The sequence below is a fragment of the Providencia sp. LY12 genome (assembly GCF_057621555.1).
On record NZ_CM172594.1, the window covers coordinates 4,201,693 to 4,220,988 of the forward strand.

At 44.7% G+C, this 19,296-nt stretch carries 13 protein-coding genes; 6 read left to right on the top strand and 7 right to left on the bottom strand.

All coding sequences use genetic code 11. The features are described 5' to 3' along the window. Positions 1–19: 19 nt before the first annotated feature. From argH to argC, 4 genes are all read right to left on the bottom strand, one after another. Positions 20–1,396, bottom strand: a complete 1,377-nt coding sequence (gene argH / locus ACY3ZI_RS20000; protein ID WP_487375735.1) for an argininosuccinate lyase — start codon at positions 1,394–1,396, stop codon at positions 20–22. Positions 1,397–1,473: 77 nt separating this feature from the next. Continuing rightward, complete coding sequence (locus tag ACY3ZI_RS20005) at positions 1,474–2,694, bottom strand: argininosuccinate synthase (RefSeq protein ID WP_036950892.1); 1,221 nt, start codon at positions 2,692–2,694, stop codon at positions 1,474–1,476. Positions 2,695–2,761: 67 nt separating this feature from the next. Further along, the gene (argB, locus tag ACY3ZI_RS20010) at positions 2,762–3,538 is read right to left on the bottom strand and encodes an acetylglutamate kinase (protein ID WP_036950890.1); all 777 of its coding nucleotides are present in this window, start codon (positions 3,536–3,538) and stop codon (positions 2,762–2,764) included. 34 nt (positions 3,539–3,572) lie between these two features. Further along, complete coding sequence (argC, locus tag ACY3ZI_RS20015; protein WP_211887683.1) at positions 3,573–4,577, bottom strand: N-acetyl-gamma-glutamyl-phosphate reductase; 1,005 nt, start codon at positions 4,575–4,577, stop codon at positions 3,573–3,575. A 102-nt stretch (positions 4,578–4,679) separates the two neighbouring features. Between argC and argE the strand changes: the two genes are divergently transcribed. The 4 genes from argE to gadC all read left to right on the top strand — a co-directional run bounded on the left by argE (position 4,680) and on the right by gadC (position 10,636). Next, the gene (gene argE, locus ACY3ZI_RS20020) at positions 4,680–5,834 is read left to right on the top strand and encodes an acetylornithine deacetylase (protein WP_323085670.1); all 1,155 of its coding nucleotides are present in this window, start codon (positions 4,680–4,682) and stop codon (positions 5,832–5,834) included. Positions 5,835–6,065: 231 nt separating this feature from the next. Continuing rightward, the gene (gene metF, locus ACY3ZI_RS20025) at positions 6,066–6,953 is read left to right on the top strand and encodes a methylenetetrahydrofolate reductase (protein WP_211887680.1); all 888 of its coding nucleotides are present in this window, start codon (positions 6,066–6,068) and stop codon (positions 6,951–6,953) included. Positions 6,954–7,619: 666 nt separating this feature from the next. Continuing rightward, the gene (gad, locus tag ACY3ZI_RS20030; protein ID WP_036950882.1) at positions 7,620–9,020 is read left to right on the top strand and encodes a glutamate decarboxylase; all 1,401 of its coding nucleotides are present in this window, start codon (positions 7,620–7,622) and stop codon (positions 9,018–9,020) included. 77 nt (positions 9,021–9,097) lie between these two features. Then, a complete protein-coding gene (gene gadC / locus ACY3ZI_RS20035; protein WP_036950880.1) occupies positions 9,098–10,636 on the top strand; it encodes a glutamate/gamma-aminobutyrate antiporter in 1,539 nt (512 codons plus the stop codon). Between the two features lie 62 nt (positions 10,637–10,698). On the opposite strand, the gene ppc is transcribed toward gadC, so the two are convergent. From ppc to metB, 3 genes are all read right to left on the bottom strand, one after another. Beyond that, positions 10,699–13,338: a phosphoenolpyruvate carboxylase gene (ppc, locus tag ACY3ZI_RS20040; RefSeq protein ID WP_487375736.1), complete on the bottom strand. Its 2,640-nt coding sequence runs from the start codon at positions 13,336–13,338 to the stop codon at positions 10,699–10,701. A 363-nt stretch (positions 13,339–13,701) separates the two neighbouring features. Continuing rightward, a complete protein-coding gene (locus ACY3ZI_RS20045) occupies positions 13,702–16,143 on the bottom strand; it encodes a bifunctional aspartate kinase/homoserine dehydrogenase II (RefSeq protein ID WP_211887678.1) in 2,442 nt (813 codons plus the stop codon). Positions 16,144–16,160: 17 nt separating this feature from the next. Then, complete coding sequence (gene metB / locus ACY3ZI_RS20050) at positions 16,161–17,315, bottom strand: cystathionine gamma-synthase (protein WP_211887676.1); 1,155 nt, start codon at positions 17,313–17,315, stop codon at positions 16,161–16,163. 325 nt (positions 17,316–17,640) lie between these two features. Here metB and metJ point away from each other — a divergent pair, with 325 nt between their 5' ends. Together metJ and ACY3ZI_RS20060 are read left to right on the top strand one after the other, a co-directional pair. Continuing rightward, a complete protein-coding gene (metJ, locus tag ACY3ZI_RS20055; RefSeq protein WP_036950870.1) occupies positions 17,641–17,958 on the top strand; it encodes a met regulon transcriptional regulator MetJ in 318 nt (105 codons plus the stop codon). A 389-nt stretch (positions 17,959–18,347) separates the two neighbouring features. Beyond that, positions 18,348–19,073 (top strand): outer membrane protein, encoded by a 726-nt coding sequence (locus tag ACY3ZI_RS20060; protein ID WP_132497057.1) that lies wholly within the window; start codon positions 18,348–18,350, stop codon positions 19,071–19,073. Positions 19,074–19,296 lie beyond the last annotated feature (223 nt).

Genomic DNA, 19,296 nt, shown 5'->3' on the forward strand with positions numbered 1-19,296 from the left:
TTTACTACATTTTCTTTATTTACATCTTCAAGCGAGTTTTCGCATCTACAATGGCTTTTGCTACCTGCTTTTGAGATACCCCACCTTTTGCTAATCGCTTATCAAGACAAGACTGCAGAGATAAAATCTCATACACATCCAGTTGGATAGTTGCACTGAATTTTTGCAAATCACTTAATGCCATTTCTTCTAATGCTTTCCCCTGCGCTATCGCAGCCACAACAGCTTCACCCACAATATGGTGAGCTTCACGGAATGGAACGCCTTTTGCGACTAAATAATCAGCCAGCTCGGTCGCATTTGCATAGCCTTGTTTTGCTGCATCTTCACAACGAGGACGACGAATTTGGATGCCATCCAGAACAAGTACCGCCATATGCATACAATCTAACCATGTATCAAGGGCATCGAATAACCCTTCTTTGTCTTCTTGCATATCTTTGTTGTAGGCAAGCGGTAATCCTTTCAGTGTCATCATCATGCCGGTTAATGCCCCTTGAACACGGCCACATTTACCACGAATTAGCTCCAATGCATCAGGATTTTTCTTTTGCGGCATCAGCGACGAACCTGAAGTCACTTTATCCGATAACTCTACAAACCCGGCTTCGCCACTATTGAAGAAAATCAAATCTTCAGCAAAACGTGATAAGTGCACCATACCAATACTTGCGTCGGATAACAGCTCTAACACATGGTCTCTATCAGACACCGAATCTAAACTATTACGCGTTGCGGAGGAAAAACCTAACCATGATGCCAATTGCTCGCGGTCAATATCATAGGCTGTACCCGCCAACGCCCCGCACCCTAATGGGCTGACATCTAAACGTTTTAAAGTATCTTGCAAACGACTTTCATCACGAGACAACATTTCGCAATACGCTAAACACCAATGAGCGAATGTCACTGGCTGGGCACGTTGTAAGTGGGTATAGCCTGGCATCACTGCATCTTGGTTATGTTCAGCGGTGATGACCAACGCTTTTTGTAACTCAGTCACAGCTTCTAATAACAGCGCCACTTGGCCTTTACACCACAGTTTTAAATCTGTCGCAACTTGGTCATTACGGCTACGACCTGTGTGCAGTTTTTTCCCTAAATCACCGACCTTATCAATCAGTTTACCTTCGACCCAGCTATGGATATCTTCGGCGTCGCTTTGCAAGATAATCTCAGGATCGGCTTGCACTTCCGCCAATAGCACATTGAGTGCTTGCTCGAGAGATTTTTGCTCGCTATCAGACAGTACGCCAACCGTGACCAACGCTTTTGACCATGCCACTGAGCCAATAATATCCTGCTCAGCTAAGCGATAATCAAAACGCAGTGAATCATTGAATTGTTTAAACCGTTGATCTGCCTGCTGACTAAAACGTCCACCCCAAAGTGCCATAACGAGTCCCTACCTGATTGATAAAATAAGTGTCTGCCCGACAGCCTGATTTGGCTGTCGGGGTCATACCGATAAAACTATTTTGCTTTGTTCTGTTCTTTCAGCGCACGAATACGTGAAGAGAGCGAATAGAGACGGATAAAGCCACCAGCATGGCTATGATCGTAAACTTCATCTTCACCAAATGTTGCAAACTCTTCAGAGTACAGGCTCTTATCCGCTTTCTTCTGGATAGCAGTCACTTGCCCTTTATACAGTTTCAGAACCACTTCCCCCGTCACATCCTGAGCCAGGGATTCTGCCGCTGCTTGCAGAGAATGACGAAGTGGCGCAAACCAGCGACCGTCATACACCACATAAGACATTTCCAGACCTAACTGCTCACGCCACTTGTAGCTATCGCGGTCTAATACTAATTGCTCAACACCACGCAGCGCAGCCATCATGATGGTGCCCCCTGGGGTTTCATAGCAACCTCGGGATTTCATACCCACTAAACGGTTTTCTACGATATCGATACGACCCACGCCATGTTTTGCACCCAGCGTATTTAATGTTTCTAAACAACCCAATGGAGACAGGGCTTTACCGTTCACAGAAACCACTTCACCGTGTTTCACACCCACAGTCACCAGCTCAGCTTCATCCGGTGCGTCTTTCGGATCAACCGTCCATACCCAGCAATCTTGGTTGGCTGCATTCCATGTGCTTTCTAATACGCCACCTTCGGTAGAAATGTGCCATGCGTTTTCATCACGGCTGTAGATTTTCTCTAAGCTAGCGGTAGTTGGAATATTACGTTCTTTCAGGTAATCCAGCAGAGCTTCACGGGAACGTAAGTCCCACTCACGCCATGGCGCAACAACTTTCAGTTGTGGTGCTAAAGCGGTGTAAGTGCTTTCGAAACGCACTTGGTCATTACCTTTACCGGTTGCGCCGTGCGCGACTGCGTCTGCGCCAACTTTCAATGCGATTTCAACTTGCGCTTTAGCGATAATTGGACGCGCCATTGACGTACCCAGTAAATAGCTACCTTCATACAATGCACCCGTTTTCAGTACTGGGTAGATATATTCCTTGATAAACTCTTCGCGCAGATCAACCACATAGCATTCAGAAGCACCTGATTGCAGGGCTTTTTTCTCAACACCGACTAAGTCTTCTCTGTCTTGACCCACATCAGCAACGAATGCCACGACCTCACAGTCATCGTAGTTCTCTTTTAACCATGGAATGATAGCCGACGTATCTAATCCACCGGAGTATGCTAATACAATCTTCTTAATGCCCTTTTTCATAAATTACCTGTCCCAATTCTTTTAAAATAAATGTTTGATTTGTCTGTTTGCTTGCTCAGTTCTTCATTCAAGAAGCAAGAATTCGTGTGCCAATCGCGGTGCCATTAAATAATGATGGCAACTGTTCCGCATGACGCCAGCTTGCAATATCCACCGGACGTTGCAATGTGGAAGCCGCTTCTAAAGCCGCATTCACTTTGACTATCATTCCATCAGTGATGATGCCTTGATCGATAAGTTTCTGGGCTTTGGCGGTGGTCATTTCATCAATCTTTTGACCTTTACCATCTAAAATACCGCTCACATCAGAAAGCAGGACTAAATCTGCATTCAGTGCTTGGGCAATCGCTGTCGCGGCTTGGTCTGCATTGACGTTCATCAGTTGCCCCTCTTCGGTGATCCCGATAGAGCTAATGATGGGTAAATATCCCGCAGACAGTAATAATTTCAGTAACTTCGCATCACCCGCTTTCGCGCTACCCACATGGCCTAACTCATCATTAATTTGCGTAACCACTGCGCTGTGTCCATCCCCAAGGGATAAACCCACCGCTTGCAATTGATGTTTAATCGCCCATGCCAACAAGGTTTTATTCGCCGTTCCGGCTAACGCACCAGTAATAATGTCGATTTGGTCTGCTGGCGTAACGCGCAATCCTTGCTTTTTCACGACGGGTAATTGCAGTTTTTGCATTAATTCATCGACTAAACACCCACCACCGTGAACAATCACCAGCTCACGTTGATGAGCTTGACGGTAGGTTTGGATCGCCGTAAATAATCTTTCTAAGGCTTCTTCGCTATCGAGTAACACACCACCCAATTTAATGACTAAAGGTTGCATGGGGATTTATCCTTAATAAATTGCCATAAGAGCATTAAAGTAATGACTGCGTTTCGTTGAAACCAAACCGAATATTCATGCACTGAACGGCTTGCGCTGCGGCACCTTTTAATAGGTTATCTTCTGTACCCACTAAAATCAGGTGCTCACCTTTCAATACAAAGCCGATATCACAAAATGGCGTGCCAACCACCGATTTCAGTGCAGGAACCCCCTTGTCATATAAACGAACTAACGGTTTGTTGTGATACACATCTTTAAATGTTTGGCTAATTTGCTCCGCTGTAACGCCGGCTTTCACTTTGCAAGTGATGGTCGCCAGTATGCCCCGTGCAAAATTGCCTAAATGTGGCGTGAAAATCACATCTCTACCTAGATGCGTCGCGATTTCAGGTTGATGACGGTGAGTGAAAATACCGTAAGGCTGTAAGCTCACTTCGCAAAAGCTGTTCGTCATGGAAGCTTTGCGCCCTGCCCCTGAAACGCCACTGGTCGCATTAATGACTGGCCACATGTTCTCATCGAGCAAATCCGCTTCAATCAGCGGCTTTAATGAAAGTTGAGAAACCGTTGGATAACACCCCGGTACCGCAATCAGCTGAGCTTGACGGATTTTATCTGCCTGCCATTCCGCTAAACCGTAAACTGCTTGCATTAACCACTGGGTATTTGTATGTTCGAAACCGTAGTATTGCGGATAAAACGCCGCATCTTGAACACGATAAGCACCCGAAAGGTCAAACACCACGCAACCCGCTTCAAGAAACTGGGGCGCGATGTCATGGCTCACTTCATGGGCGGTCGCGAGGAAAACAACATCGACCCCTTTTGCTGCCTCAGCCACATCGGTAAGCGGCTGAACCGGAAGGTCGATAATGCCTTTATACTGGGGATGTAAATCAGAAAAGCATTTACCTGCATCCGCACTTTGTGCGGAAACCATCAGCCCAGAAAGATGAATATCGGGGTGACGTTGTAAGTAAGCGGCTAATTCTGCTCCAGTATAACCACTGGCCCCGACAATGAGTGTGTTCAACATGTGTTTTCTACCTTGTACTCGTGACCCAAACAGTTTAATGTGTATTTTTATTCAAATAAAGTGCATGAATATTGATACTATTATGGATAAAGGCTGTCAACAGTGAATATTAAATTACCTGCATTTATTGAGATTTATCGTCAATTAATCGCCACTCCGTCGATTAGTGCGACCGATTCGCAACTCGATCAGAGTAACCGAGCGCTGGTGGAGCTATTAGGTGGATGGTTAGAAACCTTAGGCTTTACTGTGAATATTCAACCGGTCCCTGATACCCGAGATAAATATAACCTGTTAGCCTCGATTGGCGAAGGTAACGGAGGGTTGATGCTATGTGGTCACACGGATACCGTGCCATTTGATGATGGTCGCTGGAGTAAAGATCCGTTCAAGCTCACCGAACATAATGGCAAACTGTATGGGCTAGGCACCGCAGATATGAAAGGCTTTTTTGCCTTTATTATTGATGCACTGCGAGATGTTGACCTCAGCACCTTAAAGCGCCCTTTGCATATTCTCGCCACGGCAGATGAAGAAACCTCGATGGCTGGTGCTCGCTTTTTTGCCGCTAGCACGCAGTTGCGTCCTGATTTCGCCATCATCGGTGAACCAACTTCATTGCAGCCTATTCGCGCGCATAAAGGACATCTTTCCAATGCCATTCGTATTACAGGTCAATCTGGGCATTCCAGTGATCCAGATAGAGGCGTTAATGCCATTGAATTAATGCATGAATCTATCTCTCACTTAATGACCTTAAGAAATACATTGAAAGAGCGCTATAACAACCCTGCGTTTGTGATCCCTTATCCAACCATGAACTTCGGTCATATTCATGGTGGTGATGCAGCGAACCGAATTTGTGGTTGCTGTGAATTACATATGGATATTCGCCCACTGCCAGGTTTAACGTTGCAAGATCTGGACGAGCTACTCAATGAAACTCTCGAACCCGTTCGTGCAAAATGGCCGGGTCGCTTAGCCATTGAAGAGATGCACCCACCAATCCCCGGCTATGAATGCCCCACAGATCATAAAATGGTGGCAGTCATTGAGCAGCTATTAGGTAAAAAAGCGGAAACTGTGAACTACTGTACGGAGGCGCCATTTATCCAAGAACTTTGTCCAACACTGGTGCTGGGTCCCGGCTCTATTGAACAAGCCCACCAGCCTGATGAGTTCATCGATATGAGCTTTATTGAACCAACCCGCCAACTCATCAGCCAAATGGTCGAGCACTTCTGTTTTACTGAATAATGTTGTACTGCATGCGGAGTCACTCGGCTCCGCATCTTCCCATCATGAATTTTTCTCTTGTTGCGTCTGAAAAAACATCAATTCCAAATTTGATTTAGGAGTTGACTCTCACTCAATATCGCGTAATCTCTATTTAGACGTCTAAACGTATAGAAGTACAAAAGAGTGCATATAATCGAATAACGAAAATAATCATTAAATAATGAGTTTCTTGAGGCGAGGTCACAGGGTATGAGTTTCTTTCACGCAAATCAGCGCGAGGCGTTGAACCAAAATTTAGCTGAATTAGATGGGCAGATTAATGTCTCATTTGAATTTTTCCCACCTCGCTCAGCAGAAATGGAACAAACATTGTGGAAGTCTATCGATAGGCTCAAGGTCTTAAAACCGAATTTTGTCTCTGTCACCTACGGTGCTAACTCCGGTGAGCGAGATAGAACCCATAGCATCATTAAAGATATCAAAGATAAAACAGGATTAGTGGCAGCACCGCACTTAACCTGCATCGATGCCAGCCCTGATGAACTAAAAACCATCGCGCGCGATTACTGGAATAACGGTATTCGCCATATTGTGGCATTACGGGGAGACCTTCCTAATAACAGCCGTAAGCCCGATATGTATGCTGAGCACTTGGTTGAGTTACTGAAAACGGAAGCTGACTTTGACATTTCCGTCGCCGCTTACCCCGAAGTACACCCTGAAGCTAAAAGTGCTCAGGCAGACTTAATCAATTTGAAGAAAAAAATTGAAGCCGGAGCCAACCGCGCCATTACCCAATTTTTCTTCGATGTTGAAAGCTACCTACGTTTTCGTGACCGCTGCGTAGCAACGGGCATTGATGTGGAAATCGTACCGGGAATTTTGCCAGTTTCTAACTTCCGCCAACTAGAACGTTTTGCCAAAATTACCAATGTGCGCATCCCAAGTTGGATGAATAGAATGTACGAAGGCTTAGATGATGACCCTGAAAGTCGCAATCTTGTTGGTGCATCAATTGCCATGGACATGGTGAAAATTTTAAGTCGTGAAGGCGTAAAAGATTTCCATTTTTACACCTTAAACCGCTCTGAATTGACTTACGCCATTTGCCACACATTAGGCGTTAGACCAAAATAATTGGGTGTTAGGTTGAAGTAACCACTTCATTCCTATCACTTATCGGGTTAATTCATTTATCGTGAATTAACCCAGTCATATTCTCCTTCCCTCTATTCTATTTATCGCCATTCTCTATAATTCCATTTTACATAGTTAATGCAGACTCAAACTAATCATTATTAGACTAGATATTAAAATTATGACATAAATAATTCATTGAATATGTCCAAATAGAATTAAAATACAGTAAATATTTAATTAAAAAACCGAAATTAGATCAATCCAAAACAAATAGTCGTTTAGTGATGCGCTGATTAATATCATTAAAAATCACATAAAACGCTATTTTATCCTTATTCACCATTATTTACCTGATAATGAAAATATTATTTTTCAATAGCTTACAAAACCAAAGAAACCACATATCCCATTGATGCAACTCATTTTTTCACATTGAATGACGTAGTGAAAACCCAGATTAACAATGTTGATAAATTGTTATACCTGATTAACTTCGAATTTAAATCATATTTACCATAAAAACAAATAATCAAAACAACCGCTATTAAAATAAGACTTTCGTTTAAAGAACTTTATTCTAATTTATTTTTATGCTTATATGAAAATATAAGATTATTGATCATTCCTAGTAATAACATCTCAATTATTGAGGAGATTCGTTGTATGAATAATAAATCAGTATCTTCAAAATATAGTGAATTAGATGATATTTATGCTTCATTTGATTTATCCCAATCCTTACCAAAAACGAAATTCCCAATCAAAGAAAGCGACCCGAGAAATGTATTTAGTGCAGTTCGTGATGAGCTAATGCTAGATGGTAATTCCCGACAAAACTTAGCGACATTTTGCCAAACATGGGTAGATGACGAAATTCGCAGTTTGATGGATCTCTCTATCGACAAAAACATGATTGATAAAGATGAATATCCGCAAACCGCTGAAATTGAAAACCGCTGCGTGCATATGCTCGCTGACTTATGGAACTCTCCTGACGCACTCAATACATTAGGCTGCTCAACGATTGGCTCTTCAGAAGCCGCAATGTTAGGGGGTCTGGCGTTAAAATGGCAATGGCGTAAAAAACAAGCCGCCAAAGGAAAACCCACCGATAAACCTAACTTAATCTGTGGTCCTGTCCAAATTTGTTGGCATAAATTTGCCCGTTATTTTGATGTCGAACTGCGTGAAATTCCACTTGAAGGCGACCGCCTGATCATGAGCCCTGAAGAAGTTCTCAAACGCGTTGATGAAAATACTATCGGTGTCGTTCCGACTTTAGGTGTGACGTTCACTTGCCAATATGAGCCAGTGAAAGCAGTTCATGATGCATTGGATAAACTGCAAAAAGAAACGGGCTTAGACATTCCTATTCACGTGGATGGTGCAAGTGGTGGTTTCCTCGCGCCTTTCTGTGCGCCTACACTGGAATGGGATTTCCGTTTACCTCGCGTTAAATCCATCAACGCATCTGGACACAAATTTGGTTTAGCGCCATTAGGTGCCGGTTGGGTAATTTGGCGTGAAGCGAAAGACCTCCCAGAAGAGCTAATTTTCAATGTGAACTACCTTGGCGGTAACATGCCAACCTTCGCATTAAACTTCTCTCGTCCAGGTGGACAAATCATTGCACAGTATTACAACTTCCTGCGTCTTGGTCGCGAAGGCTACGCTAAAATTCATAATGCTTGCTATGCCACCGCGCAATACCTTGCCCGTGAAATTGAAAAACTGGGTCCATTTGAGATGATCTTTGATGGCGATAGTGCCAAAGGTATCCCAGCGCTGGCATGGAAATTAAAAGACGGAGCGAAAACTAGTAACTACTCTTTATATGATATTGCAGACAAACTACGTAGTCGCGGCTGGCAAGTTCCCGCTTACTCAATGCCTGCAAACCGCGAAGACCTGGTGATCCAACGTATTTTAGTCCGTCATGGTGTCAGCCTAGACCTCGCCTCACTGCTCATCGAAGATTTCAAACGCACCCTCGAATATTTCGAGAAACACCCTGTCAGTACACCACTTTCTGAAGAAGAAAGCGGCGGTTTCAATCACAGCTAATCCTTAGTCGTTTATCCAGTCGGCGTATTCATTTATGCGCCGACTGACTTCGTAAAACATATGACAGGAGAATAGGCATGGCGACGTCAACAACAGCTCCAGCCGCAAAACAACTCACCTTGTTAGGTTTTTTTGCGATCACCGCGTCTATGGTGATGGCGGTCTATGAATATCCGACATTCGCCACATCGGGTTTCAGTTTAGTCTTCTTTTTACTCTTAGGGGGATTGCTATGGTTCATCCCCGTAGCCTTATGTGCTGCCGAAATGGCCACCGTTGAAGGTTGGGAAGAAGGAGGGATTTTCGCGTGGGTTTCCAACACATTGGGAGAGCGTTGGGGATTTGCGGCAATTTCATTTGGTTATCTGCAAATTGCGATAGGTTTTATTCCGATGCTGTACTTTGTACTCGGCGCCCTATCCTACATATTAAATTGGCCAGAACTTAATACTGATCCCATCACCAAAACCATCGGCGCTCTGGTGATTTTATGGGTTCTCGCCTTTACTCAATTTGGTGGAACTAAATATACAGCAAGTATCGCAAAAGTTGGTTTCTTTGCTGGGATTTTATTACCGGCTCTCATTCTCGTTGGGCTAGCGATTAGCTACTTGGCAAGCGGTGCACCTTTAGCTATCGAGATGAGCACAAAAACCTTTATTCCTGACTTCACTCAAATCGGCACGTTAGTGGTCTTTGTCGCCTTTATTCTCAGCTACATGGGTGTTGAAGCCTCAGCAACCCACGTCAACGAAATGAAAAACCCCGGTCGAGATTATCCTGCGGCAATGTTTTTATTGATGATTGCGGCGATTTGCTTAAGCTCTATTGGCGGTTTATCGGTTGCTGCCGTGATCCCTAACAGCGAAATCAACCTGTCTGCAGGTGTGGTACAAACCTTTGAGGTTCTCGTTACCCACTTTAATTCCACCTTAGAGTGGGCAGTACGGATTATTGCTGCGTTGCTGTTACTCGGCGTATTAGCGGAAATTGCCTCTTGGATTGTGGGACCTTCCCGTGGGATGTATGTCGCTGCACAAAAAGGAATTCTGCCGAAAAGCTTTGCCAAAGTGAATAAAAATGGCGTGCCAGTTACGTTAGTGATTTCCCAATTACTGATCACCACGGTGGCGATTATTGTCCTCACTAACACGGGTGGCGGCGGAAATATGTCCTTCCTGATAGCACTGGCATTAACCGTTGTTATTTATCTGTGTAGCTACTTTATGCTGTTCCTCGGTTATATGCATTTAGTCTGCAAACAATCTGATAAAAAACGGGCATTCAACGTTCCGGGCGGTAAAAGCTTTAAATTGTTAATCGCGTTTGTTGGGTTAGTGATCTCAATTCTGGCATTTGTGGTGTCATTCTTCCCACCAAGTTCATTGCCGGGCGGAGCAGATGATACGACTTACGTGACGCTGCTCGCGGTCAGTTTTGTAATTATCTTCCTGCTGCCTTTTGTGATTTATGCATTCCACAATAAAGTAGGAAAATCCACCAACGTCTCCATGGTTCATATCAAAACTCACAATGCCCCAACGAACCATTTCTTTATCCACCCACGGGCACGTTCGCCTTATCATTTGATCCATAATGATCAAAACAAAAAATAACGTTCGACCGTAAATGAAAAAGGCTGCCAATTGGCAGCCTTTTTACTGACAGAAATTAATTGCTAGCCCGTATTACGCATACCCGCCGCAACACCAGCAATGGTCACCATCAACGCTTGCTCCACACGTGGGTCTGGATGCTCTTGTTGACGAGAGCGATGCAATAGCTCAGCCTGCAATACGTTCAGTGGATCGGTATAGACGTTACGTAGCGCGATGGATTCAGCAATCCACGGTAAATCCGCCATCAACGCTTCATCTTTAGAGACCGCTAAAACACTCTTAATATCTTCAGATAACTGGTCACGCAGCTTTTGTCCCAGTGGCCATAAACGTTTCTCAACGAGGCAATGGTCATAATATTCCGCTAACCATAGATCGGCTTTCGCGTACACCATTTCCAGCATTGCAATACGGGTTTTGAAGAATGTCCACTCTTGCCACATTTCATCCAGTACCGCTTGCTTGCCTTCTTTTTCGATGACATGTTTCAACGCCGCACCTGCCCCTAACCATGCGGGTAACATCAAGCGGTTTTGTGTCCACGCGAAAATCCAAGGAATAGCGCGAAGGGTCTCAACACCCCCAGTAGGACGACGTTTTGCAGGGCGAGAACCTAATGGCAATTTGCCCAGCTCTAACTCTGGGGTCGCCGCACGGAAATACGGGACAAAGTCAGGCTGTTCACGCACATAATCGCGATACATCGCGCAAGATACATCTGACAACGAATTCATTACTGCCTTCCACTCTTCTTTTGGCTCTGGCGGTGGCAATAAGTTGGCTTCGAGGATAGCGCTCGCGTACATGGCTAAACTGCTAATCGTCACTTGCGGGAGACCAAACTTAAAGCGGATCATTTCGCCTTGTTCCGTCACACGCAACCCGCCTTTTAAGCTTCCCGGTGGTTGGGAAAGTAGTGCAGAGTGCGCTGGCGCACCGCCACGACCAATGGTGCCGCCACGACCGTGGAATAGTGTCAGTTTCACGCCTTCTTTATCGCACAACTTAATCAGGGCATCTTGTGCACGATACTGCGCCCATGACGCTGCCATCACACCCGCATCTTTTGCCGAGTCGGAGTAACCAATCATCACCATTTGGCGATCATCAATCAGCTCACGATACCACTCAATGCTAAGCAACTTAGTCATCACGCTTTCGGCGTTATTTAAATCTTCCAGAGTTTCGAACAGTGGCGCAACCGGCAATTTAATGGAGGCACCCGCTTCTTTTAGCAGGAGTTTGACGGCTAAAACGTCGGATGGCACTTTCGCCATCGAGATCACGTAAGCGGCGATAGAGTCATTTTTCGCTTTAGCGATAACGCGGCAAGTTTCGAATACTTCTTGCGTTTCTGCTGTCGGTTGCCAATCTTGTGGGATCAGCGGACGGCGCGATTGCAGCTCAGTCAGTAAGAAATCTTGCTTCTCTTGTTCTGACCAATTGCCATAGTTACCTAGCCCCAAATATTCTGTCAGCTCAGACAGCGCATCAGTATGGCGAGTGCTTTCTTGGCGCACATCGATACGCACCAATTGCAGACCAAAGCTGCGAATACGGCGTAGCGTATCTAGCAGTGAACCATTAGCAATAATGCTCATATTGCAGGCAACGAGCGATTGATAGCAGGTATACAGCGGATCCCAAAGTTGCGCGTTATCCGTCAGTAAATCCGCTGGTGGCAAAACTTGCTCGCCTTTCACTCGGCGCTCTAAATATTCCAATGTAGAGAACAATTGGCTACGCAGATTTTTGGCAATTTGGCGATAAGGCTCATCCACATCATCGCCGCCCGCCAGCGCACGCAGTTCTGGCGTCGCTTCCGTCATAGAAAGCTCCGACACCAAGACTTGAATATCTTTCAAGAATAAATCGGCAGCTTTCCAGCGGCTTAATAGCAGAACGTGACGAGTGACTTCCGCGGTCACATTCGGGTTACCATCACGGTCACCGCCCATCCATGACGTAAAGCGGATTGGGTTTGCTTCTACGGGTAAACCGGCCCCAATGGACTCTTCAAGCTGTTCATTAAATTCCCGTAAAAATGCCGGAACCCCTTCCCACAGCGAGTTTTCAACAACCGCAAAGCCCCATTTCGCTTCATCGATTGGCGTAGGGCGAATTTTACGAATTTCATCGGTATGCCAAGATTGCGCCACCAGTTGGCGTAAGCGACGCATAATATTGTTGCGTTCGTAATCCGCTAAATCATCATGATCGAGCTGGGATAAACAGGTGTTCACCTCAACCAATTTGTGAATTAAGGTACGTCGGGCGATTTCGGTTGGATGGGCGGTCAGCACCAGCTCAATAGAGAGCTCTTCAACGGCTTTTTGAATATCACCGTGGCTAAAATCGTGCTCTTTTAAACGCCCAAATAATTTCTGTAGGGCAACAGGGTTACTCGCCGCTTCACCGTGGGGAGAAATACTGTGGTATTGCTCTGCCACGTTGGTTAAGTTTAAGAATTGGTTGAATGCCCTCGCAACGGGTAATAGCTCGTCGTTGGTCAGTGTTTGCAAGGTCATTAATAATTTTTGGCGCTGAACTTCATTACCTGCGCGGGAGGATTTGGATAGCTTACGAATAGATTCGACTTTATCGAGGATATCTTCACCAAGAGCGTCTTTGATGGTATCACCGAGTAGCTTACCCAACATACTGACATTACTGCGCATTGCGGAATATTGCTGATTCATGGGACTCCTGATCTTGTGCTGTTGGCAGGATGCCACCCCGCTTCTCATGAACGGTTAACAAACTGCGCTGGATTTCCTGTAATAAAATTTCAGTCGGCTAGAATTATGTTTTGTGATGCAGACCGCGAATTTCACCCTGTACCCTATATTCATATCAGAAAAAAAGCGCTTTGGGTGATTTTTCTGAAATTTAATTACGGCACCATTTTTATTAATTTTTCTTATTTAAGTATTGCGTCAGCGCAATCTATCGTCGATTCAGCACTTTTAAGTCATGAATCTTATTTAAGAATAAAATAGGAATTGGAAAATTTGGGAAATGAAGAGAACGCACGCGTTTATCTAACCCGTGCGTTACTGATTTTATAAAAGCTGAGAAAGTCGATTCAGGTCAGATTGGATAGCACCGGCGGTCACATCGCGACCCGCACCTGGTCCACGGATCACCAATGGGTTATCACGGTACCAACGGCTTTCAATGGCAAAAACGTTATCCCCCGGCAATAAAGAGGCTAACGGGTGCTCAGGTTTAACCGCCTCGACACCCACTTTTGCTTTACCTTTCACTGCATCAAACCGCGCCACGTAACGTAGCACTAACCCCAGCTCCTTCGCGGCTTCTAAGCGCTGCTGCATCTGCTCGTTAATCACGGCGCTATTTTCAAAGAATTCATCCAGTGAGCCTGTTTCCGCTTGCGCTGGCACTAACGATTCCACGCGCACATCATCCGGTTCGATATCATAGCCCGCTTCTCGCGCCAGAATAATGAGCTTGCGCATCACATCTTGCCCAGATAAATCGATGCGCGGATCCGGTTCCGTTAATCCTTGCTGCCAAGCTTGCTCGACAAGCTCACTGAAAGGCACTGAGCCATCAAACTGCAAGAATAGCCACGATAATGTGCCAGAGAAGATCCCGCTGATCGCCAGAATCGCGTCACCGCTTTCTTTGAGATCGCGCACTGCGTAGTTGATCGGCAACCCAGCGCCAACGGTCGCATTATAGAGCCAATGACGCCCCGTTTTGGCGAATGCATCACGAATTTCACGATACTGCTGAGTAGGCGCTGCCCCTGCGAGTTTGTTTGCACTGATAACATGGAAACCGTAACTCGCAAAGTCCACATAACTATTAGCAAGCTCGCCACTGGCTGTGACATCCAACACAATCAGGTCATCATAAGGGTGCGCTCGCATCCATAAAAACAGATTGTCGTCCTGATGCTCGACCGCTTCATCATCAAAGAAAGCTAATGCACGGCTTGGGTCAATACCTTGGTAATTCAATAAACTGCGGCGACTATCCACGACACCCGCCAAAACAAAGTCAAAGTCACTGCGAGCAGAAATATTTTGCTGCTCAACCGAAAACAGCTCTAACCAACGGGCGCCAATATTGCCTTTACCAAATAATACTAAGCCGATGCGCTTTTCGGCGCGGAATAAGCTTTGGTGCATGCCTTGAATGATATGCTCAGTTTGATTAGTACGCAGTACCGCGACTAAGCTAATGCCATCTTCTGAGTGCCAGATAAACTCAACCGGCTGCCCTTTAAGCTCTTCATAAAAACGGTGGCTATGCAGCGGTTTTTTACACACACCAGCGCCAACCAGAGCCACCAGTGAAAAACCTTCACGTAATGAAAGAGACCCAGGCAATGCCGCTTCTTCCAATACATTCAACGCGCTTTCCACCACTTCCGAGGTGTAGCACAGTTGCAAGATAGCGCGGTCATGGTGAACGCCTCGCGCCAATGGGCGAAGTTGTACGCGTTTTAATAATAAATCCACATCCTTGCAGATTTGGTTAAAATCGCGCCCTGGGGCAATTCGCAACTCAATTAAGCACACATCGTTGTGGCTGGTGACAATTTTTGCTCCCGTCCCCGAGGCTAATACACGCTCAATTTTGGTGGAGCCTTGCTCCGGCTGGTAGCTACAGCGCAGCTGCAAATCAATATTGCTGACGGAAACAGGCTGCAAAGTACGCGTATGTAAGACAGGCGCAGCAAGGCGAGCCAATTCACTCGCTTCATCTAAACGCAATAACGGCAATAGACATGCATCTTTCACCTTGCGAGGATCCGCACTGTATACCCCTGCCACATCACTCCAAATGGTGACTTTGCCGACATCCGCTAATGCCCCTACTTGGGTAGCCGAATAGTCACTGCCATTACGTCCTAACAGGACGGTTTCACCTTTTTGATTACGGGAGATAAACCCTGTGACCACAAGACGGCGCTGAGGATGTTGCACCAGTAATTGCTGTAGGAGATGGCGGGATTGAACCTCATCCACCTGTGGCTGCGCTGCTCTTTCTGCGCGTAAAAATGTACGTGCATCTAGCCAAGCGCTTGCCATATCAAACTGTTCAAGCACGGCAGACATTAAACGTGCAGACCAAATTTCACCATGCCCCACAACTTCTGCGTAGGTAGCATCATTGATAGGTTTATCCAGTAGCCCACTGAGTCGTTCTAAATCCGCAACAAATAGCTGATTGAGCTCATTAGCCTTCTCTTCAGGCAGTAAACCACTGATCAAATCTTGCTGGTAGCGGCGTAGCGCTTGTTGCACTTGATGGGCAGAAATACGGTCACTCTGGCTTAATTTAAGCCAACTTATCAGCTGGTTTGTGGTACTCCCTGCCGCAGAAACAACCATTAAATCGCCGGGTTGGCTGTAGTTCGCCATAATGGTGGCGACACGCTGATAACATTTCACATCAGCTAAGCTACTTCCCCCAAACTTGTGTAACTGTCGGTGACAAGGGATCACCTCAAATGCTGTTATTGCACTCATCAAAAACTCCGCTAACGTTATGACGCAACCTTAAATGCGTGGCTCAAATCTGCGATAAGATCCTGACTATCTTCAAGACCAACTGAAATGCGCAGTAAACTATCAGTAATACCTGCTGCGGCTCGCGCTTCAGGGGACATGCCTGCATGGGTCATGGTCGCCGTATGGGAAATCAAGGTTTCTACACCACCGAGAGATTCCGCTAATGTAAACAAGCTCAGCGCCTGTAAAAACTGACGAAGTTGCGCTTCATCGCCTGCAAATTCAAAACTTAACATTGCGCCAAAGCCAGATTGTTGCGCGGCAGCAATGTGATGTCCCGGATGATCACTCAAGGCAGGATAATATATTTTCTTCACCAGCGGCTGAGTTTTAAGATATTTTACGATTTCACCCGCATTATGCTGCTGCTGTTTTATGCGAGGCAGTAATGTTCTAATACCTCTGAGTAACAGATAACTGTCAAATGCACCGCCAGTGACACCAATATTATTCGCCCACCATGCTAATTCTAGAGCCCATTTCTCTTCTTTTGCAATCACAGCACCCGCAATAATATCTGAATGACCATTGAGATATTTTGTACAAGAATGTACAACAAAATCAGCACCTAACGCTAATGGTTGCTGTAATGCAGGGCTTAAAAATGTGTTATCCACCACCACCAAAGCCCCTGCTTGATGTGCAAGGTTCGAAATATGTTGGATATCATAAATTCTCAGTAACGGGTTACTTGGGGTTTCAATGAGTACCAGTTTGGGTTTTCTCGCTAATGCCGTTTGCAACGCTGATTCGTCGCTTTGGTCAACAAATTCAACCTGATAAGCCCCTTTTTGGCTCAAGCTGTTAAATAAGCGGTAACTGCCGCCGTAGCAATCGTGAGGAGCAACGAGTAAATCACCCGGCTGTAATAATACCGTGCATAATAAATGGAGAGCCGACATCCCGCTGTTAGTCATCACGGCACCACTTCCTCCTTCTAGCTGTGCCAGTGTTCGCTGTACAATATCTCGCCCAGGATTGCCGCGACGGGAATAGTCGTGGGTTCTTGGCTCATTGAAATCTGTAAAATTATAGGTGCTAGATAAATAGATGGGAGGAACAACGCAACCAAATTGCGAGTCTTCATTGAGTCCATTATGTATCGCGATAGTGGATGCTTTGTATGTCATGAGTGTCTCTCCAAGTATGGGATAGTTCAAATCATACTCAAAGCAAATTTAGACGTCAACATGTCTGGACGTCTAAACCTCTTTACGTTTATAACAACTAATGGAATAATCAGCCATAATAATTATGTGCCAATGGATAGTTAGACCACATTACCGGCATATAAAAAGACTTAATTTATTGATTTTAATACGCATTAAATAATAACTTAAGCCCTTTATTCTTAACCCGTATGCTGAGTGTATCTTGAAAAAAATTCATCTTCAGGATCAGGAAACTGACACTCGTATATTATTTTATTATCAATGAATATATCCAAGGTATCTCATGGCTGAATGGAACGGTGAATATGTCAGTCCGTATGCTGAACATGGCAAAAAAAGCGAGCAAGTCAAAAAAATTACAGTATCAATTCCTTTAAAAGTACTGAAAATTTTAACTGATGAACGCACTCGTCGTCAGATCAATAACTTGCGCCACGCGACTAACAGTGAATTACTGTGCGAAGCCTTTTTGCATGCGTTTACTGGTCAACCGCTGCCGGATGATGATGATTTGCGTAAAGAACGCAATGATGAGATCCCTGAAGCAGCAAAAGAGATCATGCGCGAACTGGGTATTGACCCAGAAACTTGGGAATATTAATCCCTCTGCGTCTTTCTTTAGCACTCGACTTACTGATGTGGGTCGAGTGTGACTTATCTTAGCAATCTATTTCACCTAAATAACACTCTTACCCGCTGATCCCCCATCATTTATTTTCATTATCTTCATGCTGTTAAGCAATTTCATTTGTTGCCGATAACCAATGTACGCGTTTTTCCATGGATTAATCTCAAGAACAAGCCATCCGTCAGATAAAGCGCGATTTTTCTTTCCTCTAAAGACTATTTTTACAGCTAAATGCTTAATTATATTAAAAAACAATAAAGCCTGCTGTATATCAAGTTTTATGGGGATCCTGCATAGATAAATTTAATAGTTATCTATACTCATATTGCGTGATTCGAATACATAGCTAAATGGAATTTATAATGAAAAAAATTATTGCCGTATCTCTACTCAGTTTGGTGTCTAGTGCTGCCTTTGCAGGGGCAGAAAGCCTGTATGTCTCAGGTAAAATCGGGGCTTCAATTGTCCAAGTTTCAAATCAAAAATGGCTCACTAGCGATAACGAATTTGAAAAAACCAATCTCGGAAATACCAATGATTCTGTTTTCGGTGGCAACATTGCCGTCGGTTACGATTTTTCTAAAACCACCACGTTACCTCTGCGTACCGAACTTGAATTTGGGATGAGAGAAAAAGCGTCCACAAGCCATAACTTGGCGTCCTACAACGACCACGTCGATTTAAGTAGCTCGGATGATGTCAAAACCGATATCACCTTAAATACGGTAATGCTCAATACCTATTATGATTTCAAAAATGACACCAAATTTACCCCTTACGTGAGCGTCGGGTTAGGTATGGCAAGCATTAACCACAAAATGCGCTACGACTACAATGAACATATTGTTAGCATGAACCAATTCACTCATGAAAAATTCACCAAATCTAAAACCACCACGAACTTTGCGTGGAGCGTCGGTTTAGGTTCGCAATACCGAGTGAATAATCACGTTTCATTGGATATGGGATACCGCTTCTTAGATGCTGGAAAATCTGAAGCGAGTTACTACGCTGATAGCCAAGAAAACACCTCAAAAGTGAAAGTCAGAAGCCATGACATTATGTTTGGTGTAACTTACCGTTTCTAAGGATTTTCAGTTGGCATCTTAATACATATTCTTGAGATGCCAACCTACTTATTTCAGCTGTTGAATCTAAATATTACAATTACGATGAGCATTTATTTCTAATGAATTGTATTTTACAGAATTTTACCCTGAAAAATATTCATTTTATTCTCTCCGTTTAGCGTAATCCCTCGAAGTTTCTTACTCTGACTATAACCTCGCCTGCATCACTTATACTCCAGTA